Origin of the sequence: Streptomyces sp. NPDC057654 (genome assembly GCF_042800135.1) — a bacterium.
GTDB lineage: Bacteria > Actinomycetota > Actinomycetes > Streptomycetales > Streptomycetaceae > Streptomyces.
The window spans coordinates 1-12,193 of sequence record NZ_JBHVHQ010000178.1 but is presented as its reverse complement, the minus strand read 5'-3'; the positions used below and the strand labels follow the sequence as shown (position 1 = coordinate 12,193).

General features: G+C 73.6%; 3 protein-coding genes. All 3 read right to left on the bottom strand.

Annotated elements, in window-relative coordinates; translation table 11 throughout:
• A partial coding sequence (locus ACFU99_RS16200; RefSeq protein ID WP_384391741.1) for an AMP-binding protein occupies positions 1-2,449 on the bottom strand: 2,449 nt, incomplete at its 3' end.
• Positions 2,450-2,451: 2 nt separating this feature from the next.
• Complete coding sequence (locus ACFU99_RS16195) at positions 2,452-10,335, bottom strand: amino acid adenylation domain-containing protein (RefSeq protein ID WP_384391739.1); 7,884 nt, start codon at positions 10,333-10,335, stop codon at positions 2,452-2,454.
• Between the two features lie 13 nt (positions 10,336-10,348).
• A partial coding sequence (locus ACFU99_RS16190) for a condensation domain-containing protein (protein ID WP_384391736.1) occupies positions 10,349-12,193 on the bottom strand: 1,845 nt, incomplete at its 5' end.

The window sequence follows — 12,193 nt, the reverse complement described above, 5'->3', positions numbered from 1 at the left end:
GGTAGCCGCGGGCCAGGCCGGTGCCCGCGAGGTACAGCTCGCCCGTGACGCCGGGCGGCACCGGGTGGAGGAAGGAGTCGAGTACGAACGTCCGCCGGTTGGCGAGCGGGCGGCCGATCGGCAGCACCGCGCCCGCCTCGGCGTCCGGCCCGAGCAGATGCCAGGTGGCGCACAGCGTGCTCTCCGTCGGCCCGTACATGTGGCGCACCGCGAGGCCGGGGCACGCCTGCCGGACCCGTGCCACGGCCTTGGCCGGGACCGTGTCGCCGCCGGTCAGCGCCTCCCGGAGGCCCGCGAAGCTCTCCGGGGACTCCTCGGCGACCGCCCGGAAGGAGCCCGCGGTCAGGTGCACCGCGGTCGCGCCGTCGGCGATCTCCTGCCGCAGCCGGTGGGCGTCCACGGGCCCCGGAGCGGCGATCGCGACCCGGCCGCCCGCGGCCAGCGGCACCCACACCTCGAACAGCGAGGCGTCGAAGACGTGCGGCGCGTGCATGAGCACCGTGTCGTCCACACCCACGGACCAGCCGTGCTCGCCCGCCAGTCCGGCGACCGCGCCGTGCGAGACGGCCACGCCCTTGGGGACACCGGTGGACCCGGACGTGTACATCACATAGGCCAGGTCCTCCGCGCCCACGGCGGCCGGCGTGCCGCCCTCGGGGGTTGCCGCCGGCACCCGCAGGTCGTCCAGCAGGACCGTCGACGCCGGGACGACGCCGTGCGGCACCGCGTGCTTCGTCCGGCTGGTGCAGATCACCGCCGCCGGGGCGGAGTCGGCCAGCAGGAACGCGACCCGCTCCGCCGGATAGCCCGCGTCCACCGGTACGTACGCGGCCCCCGCCTTCCACACCCCCAGCAGCGCCACCACCAGCTCCGCCGAACGCTCCATCACCACAGCGACCCGATCACCGCGCCGCACACCCAGAGCCGACAGATACGCGGCCAGGCGATCCGACGCGGCGGCCAACTCGCCGTATGTGAGCGATCGTTCGCCTTCCGTGAGCGCCACCGCGCCGGGCGAGTGCTCCACCTGGCGGTGGATCAGCTCCGGCACGGAGCGGCCCGGGACGGTGGCGGCCGTCTCGTTCCACGCCCGTACCACGAGCCCGTGCTCATGCGCGCCGAGCACGCCCACCTGGCCGACGAGGACCGCGGGGTCCGCCACGATCTGCTCCAGTACGCGCACCAGCCAGCCGATGACGGAGACCGCGGTGCCCTGGTCGAACAGGTCCGGGCGGTAGGTGACGTGGGCCTGGAGGCGGTCGCCGGAGACGATGCCCAGCACCAGCGGGTAGTGCGTCGCCTCGCGCGTGTCGAGCGCCGTGAAGGAGAGCGCGCCGTCCGTCGGCGCCCCGTCGGCGGTGGGGCTCGGGTAGTTCTCGTAGACGAGGAGCGTGTCGAAGACCGCGCCCGGCCCGCCCAGCCGCTGCACGTCGGGGAGGCCCAGGTGCTGGTGCGGGAGCAGCCGCGTCTGGTGCTCCTGGAGGTCGGTGAGCATCCGCAGCACGGTCTGCGCGCCGTCGAGCCGGACCCGTACCGGCAGTGTGTTGATGAACAGGCCCACCATGCGGTCCACGCCGGGGAGTTCGGGAGGGCGGCCCGCCACGGTGGCGCCGAAGACGACGTCCTTGTGCCCGGAGAGCCGGGACAGCACCAGCGCCCACGCGCCCCGCACGATGGTGTTCACGGTCAGGCCGTGCGTACGGGCGAACTCCCCCAGCGCGTGCGGCAGCGCCTCCGGAAGCGGGACGGGGCAGCGGCGCGGGGGCGCCGTGACGCTGCTGCCGAGGTCGGCGGGGGCCACCAGCGTCGGTTCGTCGGCCCCGGTCAGCTCCCCGCGCCACGCCTCCACGGCGGCGGCTCGGTCCTGCCGCTCCAGCCAGGCCAGGTAGTCCCGGTAGGAGCCCGTCTGCCGCAGCGCGGAGCCGTCCCCGCCCGCCGCGTACGCCGCGGACACCTCGCCGAGGATGAGCGGCATGGACCAGCCGTCCAGCAGGATGTGGTGACTGGTCATCACCATCCGGTGCCGGTCCTCGCCGAGCCGGATCAGCAGTACGCGCAGCAGCGGCGCCGCCGACAGGTCGAACCGCCGCGTACGGTCCCGCTCGGCGAGCCGGTCCGCCTCGGCCGACGCGTCGGCGTCGGACAGCCCCGACAGGTCGGTCTGCCGCCAGGGCAGGGTGACCTGGCGGAGTATCAGCTGTACGGCCTCGCCGGTCGGCCGCCGGTGGAAGGCCGCCCGCAGCGTGGCATGCCGCGCCACCAGCGCCTCCCACGAGGCCCGCAGCCGCCCCGCGTCGACCGGACCGTGCACGGCGAGCGTCTGCTGGATGGTGTAGAGGTCGGGGCCCTCCTCATCGGATTCGGCGTGGAAGAGGATGCCTTCCTGGAGCGGCGACAGCGGCCACACCTCCTCCAGCGCGGCTCCCTTGCCGATGGTCGAAGGCTTCACGGCTACCGGCCTCCGTCGGACTTGGCCGCGATCGCCTCGAACTGCTCGACCTCGTCCTGGGCCAGGTCGAGGAGGGGGAAGTCCGAGGGGGTGTGGCCGCCGGCCTCGGGGTCGGCGGTGTGCGCGGCCAGCGCGGAGAGCATGTCGAGCCAGGTCCGCGCGAGCCGTTCCACCGCGCCCGCGTCCAAGAGGCCGGCGGGCCAGCGCAGCGTGACCGTGAGGCCGGGCCCGTCCGGGGTGTCGCGGATGAACGCGCCCGCCTCCAAGGCGTGCACGGCGGGCATCGTCGGGTCCGCCGAGGAGCCGATCGCCGTTCCCCCGGCCGCCTGCCACGCCTCCGCGGAGCCGCTGTCGGTGTCGGTGTCGGTGTCGGTGGTGGCAGTGGCGGCGGCGGTGGCAGTGGCGGTGGTGGCGGCGGCGAACCGGCCGAGGTAGTTGAAGCCGATCTGCGGGGACGGCAGGGCCGCCAGCACCAGTGCGGTGTCGGGGTTGAGATGGCGCAGCAGCGCGTACCCGAGGCCGTCGCCGGGCACCGAACGCCCCTGCTCCTTCACGACTTTGAGCACGTCGCCGATCGTCGCCCCACCAGCTCGGGCCCCGGCGACGTCGATGCCGTCCAGCCGCAGCCGGACCGGATGCACGCTGGTGAACCAGCCGACCGTGCGCGTCAGCTGCGTGCCCGCGACGGGGTCGCGTCCGTGCCCCTCGATGTTCACGAGGACGGTGGGATCGGGGTCCGGCCGCCAGTCGGTGACCGCCGCCGCCAGCGTGGAGAGCAGCACCTCGTGGATGCTGCAATGGAACGTCGAGGGCGTCTTGGCCACCAGCGTCGCCGCCTGCGGCTCGGGGACGGCCCACGCCTGGCGCCGTACGGTCGCGGCGGTGTCCCGCGCGGGGTCGAGCGGCCGCTCACCGAGCAGCGGATCTCCCCCGCATCCGCCCAACATGGCTGCCCACTCGCCGAGTTCGGCGACCCGGCTCTCGTCCGTCGCCTGGGCCGTCAGGATCTCCGCCCAGCGGCGGAAGGACGTCCCCACCGGGTCCAGTTCCGGCTTCCGTCCGGCCGCCACCGCCTCGCAGGCGGCGGCCAGATCCGGCACGAGGATGCGCCACGACACGCCGTCGACCACCAGGTGATGCGCTACGAACACCAGCCGGCCCATCCGATCGGGGCCCGCGTCCACCCACACCAGCTGAACCATCACCCCCGCGCCCGGATCCAGCCGCGCCTTGGCGTCCTCCACCGCCGCGGCGGCCACCGCTTCCATGTGGGCGGAGTCCCTGCCGACAGCGTCCACCCGGACCACCAGCCCGGCCGCGTCCACCGAGCCGCGCTCGCCGACCACCAGCGCCGCCCGACCCTCATCGCCAGAAGACGAAGACGAAGGGGAAGGGGAAGGGGAAGGCGGCAGCGACGACGGCGCCACGCGGGCCCGCAGCATGTCGTGGGTGTCCAGTACGGCCGCCAGCCCGGCCGTCAGCACGTCCAGGCCGAGCCCGGCCGGGGCCCCCACCACCATCCACTGCGCGAAGCCGGGCCCCACGACCCGGTCGCCCAGGATCCGCATCACCGGCGTCCAGGGCACCTCGCCCACGCCCGAGTCCGGCTCCTCGCCCTCGACGGGCCTGGTGGTCCGTACGGCCGCCGCCAGGCTCGCCGGGTACTCGCGCTCGAACATGTCCTGGGTGTCGAAGAGCAGGCCCTCCCGCCGCGCCCGCGCGACGAGCTGCATGGCCATGATGGAGTCGCCGCCCAGCTCGAAGAAACTGTCCTCGACGCCCACCCGCTCCAGCCCCAGCACCTCGGCGAAGAGCGCGCAGAGGGCCGTCTCCACCTCTCCTCGCGGCGCGCGGTCCGTGACGTGCTCCATGAGGTCGGGCGCGGGGAGGGAGGTGCGGTCCGTCTTGCCGTTCGCGGTCACCGGCAGCGCGTCGAGGACGACCACCGATGCCGGCACCATGTACTCCGGCAGCACTGTCGCGAGGTGGTCGCGCATCGCCTGGCCGTCCGGCTCGCCGCCGTCCGGCACCACGTAACCGACGAGGCGGCGCTCGCCCGGACGGTCCTCCCGGGCCAGGACGACGGCCTGGGCCACCGCCTCGTGCGCGGCGAGCGCCGCCTCCACCTCGCCCAGCTCGACCCTGAAGCCCCGGACCTTGACCTGAGCGTCCGCCCGGCCGACGAAGACCAGCTCGCCGTCATCGGTCCAGCGGGCCAGGTCGCCGGTCCGGTACATCCGCTCGCCCGGCGCGAACGGGCAGGCCACGAACCGCTCCCCGGTCAGGGCCGGGCGGTTCAGGTAGCCGCGCGCCAGGCCCGCGCCGGCCGCGTACAGCTCACCGGTGACGCCGGGCGGTACGGGCTGGAGGAAGGCGTCGAGGACGAAGGTCCGTACGTTGGCGATCGGGCGGCCGATGGGCACCGTGTCCGCTTGCGATGACAGGGGCGCGCTCATCGCCGCGCAGACCGTCGTCTCCGTCGGCCCGTACGCATTGATCATCCGCCGCCCCGGCGACCACCGCGCCGCCAGATCGGCCGAGCATGCCTCGCCCGCCACCACCAGCGTCTCCAGGCTGTCCGGCAGCTCCTCCTCCGCCATGAGCACGCTCGGCGGCACCGTCACATGCGTGATCCCATACCGACGTACCGACTCCGCCAGCGAGACACGCGGCGGCAGCCCGTCCACCCCGGCCACGACCACCGAGCCACCCGACAGCAGCGCCATCAGCAGCTCCGACACCGCCGCGTCGAAACTCAGCGACGCCAGCTGCAAAACCCGCGAACCGGGCCGGACCGCGAACCGCTCGATCTGCGCCCGCGCCAGATTCCCCAGCCCCGCATGCGAGACCACGACACCCTTCGGCGCACCCGTCGACCCGGACGTATAAATCACATAGGCCGCGCTACGAACACTCAACGCCCCCGGAAGATCAATGGAGCTGTCCGCCAACTCCCTCGTGAACGCAGGGTCGTCCAGGACCAGCACCCGGCCCTCGAAACCCTCCGGGACCACGCCCCGAGTGCTCCGCGTGCACAGCACCACCGACGGGGCCGCGTCCGCGAAGATCAGCCCGACGCGCTCCGCCGGATAGCCCGGATCGACCGGCACAAACACCCCACCCGCCATCGAGACACCGAGGAGGGCGATCACCATCAACGCCGAACGCTCCACCGCCACCGCGACCCGGCACTCCGGCCCCACACCCGCACCGATCAAACACCGTGCCAGCCGGCCCGACTCATCCACCAACTCCGCATAAGACACTCGGCGTTCATCATCCTGGACCGCCACCGCGTCCGGGCATACGGCTGCCTGACGCCGGAACAGCTCCGGCAGCGGGGCCGCGTCCACCGGAACAGCCGTCCGGTTCCACCGCTCCACCACCAGCCCGCGACCCGCGTCGTCCACCACCCCGACCCGCCCCACCGGCATCGACGCGTCTGTCCCCACCTGCTCCAGGACCCGCACCACCGACGCCCCGACCGTCTCGACCTGGGCGCGCTCGAACACGTCCGGCAGGTAGTCGAGCTTCATGTGCAGCCGCTCCCCCGGGGTCACCACGAGCCCCATCCGGTAGTGGGCCGTGTCCTCCGGTTCGCCGACCGGGCGCAGGACGAGCGATCCGGGGCCGGCGGACAGGGCGGGCGGGCTCGGGTAGTTCTCGTACACGGCGAGCGTGTCGAAGACCGCGCCGGGGCCGACGGTCCGTTGGATCTCGCCGAGCCCCAGATGCTGATGGGCTATCAGAGCGGATTGCCGCTCTTGGAGTTCGGTGAGCATGCGGACGACCGGCTGGCCGGGGTCCAGCCGTACGTGCACCGGCACGGTGTTGATGAACAGGCCGATCATCGACTCGACGCCGGGCAGTTCCGCCGAGCGCCCGGACACCGTCGCGCCGAACACCACGTCCGTACGGCCGGACAGCCGCGCCAGCACCAGCGCCCACACGCCTTGGACCACGGTGTTCACCGTCAGTCCGTGGGTACGGGCCAGCTCCACCAGCTTCCGCGTCGGTTCCTCCGCCAGCTCGACGTGCACCTTGCCCGGTACGACGGACGACCCGATCCGGTCTCCGGGGGCCACCAGGCTCGGTTCGTCCACTCCGGCGAGCTCCGCCTGCCAGGCGGCCCGTGCGGCCTCCTTGTCCTGCCGTGCCAGCCACGCCAGGTACTCCCCGTACGAGGTGGCCGCCGGCAGCCTCCGCGCGTCGCCGCCGGCCTCGTACACGGCGGAGAGTTCGCCGATCAGAACCGGTATCGACCAGCCGTCCATGAGGATGTGATGGCTCGTGAGGACCATCCGATGCCGGTCTTCGCCCAGCCGGATCACGAGCAGCCGCAGCAGCGGCGCCGACGTCAGGTCCAGCCTCTGCGCCCGCTCCTCGCGGGCGAGTTGCCCGATCCGTGCCGTCGCCTCGGCCTCCGGCATCTCGGAGAGGTCGGCCTCGCGCCAGGGGAGCACGACGTCTCGCGCGATGACCTGCACCGCCGTACCCGACTTCCGCCGGTGGAAGCTCGCCCGCAGTGCGGCATGCCGGGCCAGCAGCGTCTCCCACGACGTGCGCAGCCGGTTCACGTCCAGCCGGCCGTCCAGGTCCAGCATCCGCTGGCCCGCGTAGATGTCGGGCCCCTGGTCCTCGTAGGCGGCGTGGAACAGCAGCCCTTCCTGTAAGGGCGAGAGCGGCCACACCTCGGCGAGGGACGGCACCACCGCCCGTAGCTCCTCGATCTCGTCCGGGGCCAGGTCGGCCAGGAGAGCGCTGGAAGGCGCTTCCGGCGCGGAGTCCTCCTCGCTCCGGGCCACCGAGGCCAGCCGGGCCGGTGAGGGGTGCTTGAAGACGTCCTGCGCGCTGAACACCACTCCCTCGCGACGGGCCCGCGCCACCAGTTGCATCGACATGATGCTGTCGCCGCCCAGCTCGAAGAAGCTGTCGTCGGCCCCCACCCGTTCGAGGCCGAGCACCTCGGCGAACAGCCCGCACAACGTCTCTTCAGCAGCGGTACGCGGCTCCCGTTCCGACGTTCGCCCGGCGAAGTCGGGGGCGGGCAGCGCGTGGCGGTCCACCTTGCCGTTCTCGGTCACCGGCAGCGCGTCGAGCACGACCACCGCCGGAACCATGTACTCCGGCAGCAGCTTCGCCATGTGCTCGCGCACCGCGCGCTCCTCCAGCACCTGCCCGTCGGGCACGGCGTATCCCACCAGGCGGCGCTCGCCCGGACGGTCCTCGCGCGCCAGGACGACGGCCTGGGCCACCGCCGGATGCGCGGACAGGACCGCCTCCACCTCTCCCAGCTCCACCCGGAAACCCCGGATCTTGACCTGAGCGTCCGCCCGGCCGACGAACACCAGCTCGCCGTCGTCGGTCCAGCGGGCCAGGTCCCCGGTCCGGTACATGCGCCCGCCGGAGCCGAACGGGCAGGCCACGAAACGCTCGGCGGTCAGCCCCGGACGGCTGAGATAGCCACGCGCCAAGCCCGCGCCAGCGACGTACAGCTCGCCGGTCATTCCGGGCGGTACGGGCTGGAGGAACGCGTCCAGGACGAAGGTCCGGCGGTTGGTCAGCGGCCGTCCGACGGGCAGGGCCGGCCCCGCCTCGGCCCCCGGCTCCAGGAGGTGCCAGGTGGCGCACAGGGTGACCTCCGTCGGCCCGTACAGATGACGCACCGCGACCTCCGGGCTCGCCTCCCGCACCCGTGCCACAGATCCGGCCGGGACCACGTCCCCGCCGGTCAGCACCTCGCGCAGCCCGGCGAAGCTGCCCGGCGACTCCTCCGCCGCCACCCGGAACGAACCGGCGGTCAGGTGCGCCGCCGTCACACCGTCGTCGGAGATCGCCTGCCGCAGCCGGCCGGCGTCCACCGCGCCCGGCTCCGCGATCACCACCCGGGCACCCGACACCAGCGGCACCCACACCTCGAACAACGACACATCGAAGGCGTGCGGGGCATGCATCAGCACGGCGTCGCCCGCGCTCACGGACCAGCCGCGCTCGGCGACCAGCCCGGCCACCGCGCCATGCGAGACCGCCACGCCCTTGGGCACGCCGGTAGACCCGGATGTATACATCACATACGCCAAGTCCTCCGCGCCCACCGCGATCTGCGGGCTGTCCGCAGCGGACGCCGCCCGCGCCTCCGGGTCGTCCAGCGACACCACCCGGTACGCGCCCTCGGCGGGCAGCGTCTCCCGGGTGCCGTCCGTGCACAGAACCGCCGCCGGGGCGGAGTCGGCCAGCAGGAACGCGACCCGCTCCGCCGGATAGCCCGCGTCCACCGGTACGTACGCGGCACCCGCCTTCCACACCCCCAGCAGCGCCACCACCAACTCCGCCGAACGCTCCATCACCACAGCGACCCGATCACCGCGCCGCACACCCAGAACCGACAGACAAGCAGCCAAGCGGTCGGACGCCCCGACCAACTCGCCATAGGTCCAAGAGGATTGATGGCTCGTCACAGCGACCGCATCCCGCGACCGAGTCGCCTCAGCGGCGAACAGTTCCGGCACCGAGAGCGCGTCGGGCAGTGCGTCCGCCGTCGCGTTCCACTCCTCCACCACGAGCCCGCGCCCCGGCCCGTCCAGCACGTCGATCCGCCCCACCGGGGCCGACACGTCCGTCACCACCTGCTCCAGAACCCGCTCCAGCCGCCGGACGACCGCCTCGGCGGCCGGGCGGTCGAACTGGTCCGGCCGGTAGTCGAGCTTGATGTGCATACGGTCGCCGGGGACCACGACGAGGGTGAGCGGGTAGTGGGCGGTCTCGCGGCCGTCGATCTCGCGGATCGCGAGGGTGTCGGGGGACGTCGGCTCGTCCGGTGGCTGCGGGTAGTTCTCGAAGACCAGGAGCGTGTCGAAGACCGCGCCCGGCCCGCCGAGCCGCTGGACTTCCGGCAGCCCCAGGTGCTGATGGCTGATCAGCGCCGACTGTCCTTCCTGGAGTTCGGCCAGCATGCGGGCGACCGGCTGTGCGCCGTCGAGGTCCACGCGCACCGGCAGGGTGTTGATGAACAGCCCCACCATGCTCTCCACGCCCGGCAGTTCGGGTGGGCGGCCCGCGACGGTCGCGCCGAAGACGACGTCCGTGCGTCCGGTCATCCGGGCCAGCAGGAGCGCCCACGCGCCCTGCACCACCGTGTTCACCGTCAGACCGCGCGTACGGGCCAGCTCCCCCACTCGCCGGTTCAGGTCGTCCGGGAGGTGGGTGAGCACGCTCTCAGGCACCACCGGGACGCGCGCCGGGTCGGCCGGCGCGACCAGCGTCGGCTCCTCGGTCCCCGCCAGTTCCCTGCGCCAGGCGGTGCGGGCCGCCTCCTTGTCCTGGCGGTTCAGCCAGGCCAGGTACTCCCGGTACGACGTCGCGTGCCGCAGTCCGCGCGCGTCGCCGCCCGCCGCGTACACCTCGGTCAGCTCCCCGAGCAGGATGGGCATCGACCAGCCGTCCATGACGACGTGGTGGCTGGTGAGCACCATCCGGTGGCGGCCCTCGCCGAGCTTGATCAGCAGTACGCGCAGCAGCGGGGCCGCCGCAGGGTCGAACCGTTCCGCCCGCTCCGTCGCCGCCAGTTCCTCCACGCGGGCGAGGGCGACGGACTCGGGCAGTTCGCGGACGTCCGCCTCGCGCCAGGGCAGCACCACGTCCCGCGCGATGACCTGCACCGGAGCCCCCGTCCTTCGGCGGCGGAAGCTCGCGCGCAGCGCGGCGTGCCGGGCCAGCAGCGCCTCCCAGGAGGCCCGCAGCCGCCCCGCGTCCACCGGTCCGGTCAGGTCCAGCATCCGCTGGCCCGTGTAGATGTCCGGCCCTTCCTCGTCGTAGGAGGCGTGGAAGAGCAGCCCTTCCTGCAACGGCGACAGGGGCCACACGTCCTCGACAAGGGTTCGGGTCATCGTTGTCTCCTCATCACGACTTGTCGTCCGCCAACTCGGCTTCGAGGTCCTCGACTTCGCCCTGATCGAGGTCCAGGAGGGGGAAGTCGGAGGGGGTGTGCCCACCCGCCTCGGCGTCGCCCGCGTGGGCGGCGAGGCCGGTGAGCATGTCGAGCCACGCCTGCCCGAGCCGTTCCGCCGCCGCCCCCTCCAGGGCACCGGAGGGCCCGCTCAGCGAGAGGGTCAGTGCGGGGCCGTCGGGGGTGTCGCGTACGACGGCGGCCGCTTCCAGAAGGTGCGCGGCGGGCGTGTGGGCGGCGGTGGAGTCGGCCAGGACCGTCGCCGTGGCCGGCCGCCACGCCTCCGCCGGGCCGGTCGCGTCGTGGGAGGCGGCGAACCGCCCCCGGTAGGCGAACGCGATCTGCGGGGACGGCAGGGCGGCGAGGGCCGGGCCGGCTTCCGGGTCGAGATGGCGCAGGAGCCCGTAGCCGAGCCCGTCGCCGGGGACCGATCGCACCTGCTCCTTTACCGCTTTCAGCGCCGCACCGGCGGCGGGTCCGCCGGACCGGGCCTCGGCGAGGTCGATGCCGGTCAGGTCGAGCCGCACGGGGTACATGCCGGTGAACTGGCCCACGGTGCGGGAGAGGTCCGCTTCAGGGGCGGGCGGTACGGAGGTGCGCCCTTCGGCCGCCTCGTTGTCGCCCCGGCCGTCGATGTGCACATCGACCAGGACTCCGGGGTCCGTCGACCGCCGCCAGTGCTCGACGGCTCCGGCGAGGGCCACGAGCAGCACCTCGCGCACGCCGCAGTGGAAGGCCGCCGGAACCTTGTCGACGAGCGTGGCCGCGTCGGCGGACGGCAGGTCCCAGGAGCGTCGGCGCACCGTGGCCCCGGTATCCAGCGCCGGGTCCAGCGCTCGCCGCCCCAACGGCGGGTCGGCGTTCTCTCCGATCACGGCGGCCCAGGCGTCGAGCTCGGCCGTACGGTCGGCGCCCGTCACGCGCGCCGCCCACCGGCGGAAGGACGTACGGGGCGCCTCAAGTGCCGGTTCCCGGTCCGCCGTCACGGACTCGCAGGCCGCTGCCAGATCCGCGAGCACGATCCGCCACGAGGTCTCGTCCACGGCCAGGCGGTCCGCTACGAGCACGAGTCGGCCCAGCCGGTCGGGGCCCGCGTCCACCCACACCAGCTGGAGCAGCACACCGGCATCCGGGTCCAGCCGCCGCCCGGCGTCCTCCACCGCGGCGGCCGCCATCGCCTCCACTTGAGCGGCGTCACCGCCGATCGCGTCCAGCCGCGAGATCAGCCGGCCCGCGTCCACCGAGCCGCGCCCGCCGATCACCAGGGCCGTCCGCGCCGCGTCGTGCACGGTGCGGGCGCGCAGCATGTCGTGGGTGTCCAGTACGGCGGTCAGCCCGGCCCTCAGCACGTCCAGGTCCAGCCCGGCCGGGGCCCCGACCACCATCGACTGCGCGGACGCCCGCCGGCTCCCCAGCAGGCGCATGGCCGGTGTCCACGGCACCTCGCGCGCGCCCGCCGCTTCGGCGCCGCGCTCGGGCTCGGGCTCGGCGGCGGCCTTGACCGCTTCCTCCAGCGCCGCCAGCCGCTCGGGGGTCTTGTGCTCGAAGACCTGTCGGGGCGTCAGCGTCAGGCCGAGGAGGCGGGACCGGGCCGCGAGCTGCATGGACATGATGGAGTCGCCGCCCAGCTCGAAGAAGCTGTCGTCCACCCCGACCCGTTCGAGGCCGAGCACCTCGGCGAAGAGCCCGCAGAGGGTCTCTTCGGCGGCGGTCCGTGGCGTGCGGGCCGACGCGCGCGCGGCGAAGTCGGGGGCGGGCAGCGCATGACGGTCCACCTTGCCGTTGACCGTCACCGGGAG

Excerpts from the sequence above, each read along its gene's own strand:
- ACFU99_RS16195 (WP_384391739.1), bottom strand. The coding sequence starts at position 10,335 with ATGACCCGAACCCTTGTCGAGGACGTGTGGCCCCTGTCGCCGTTGCAG.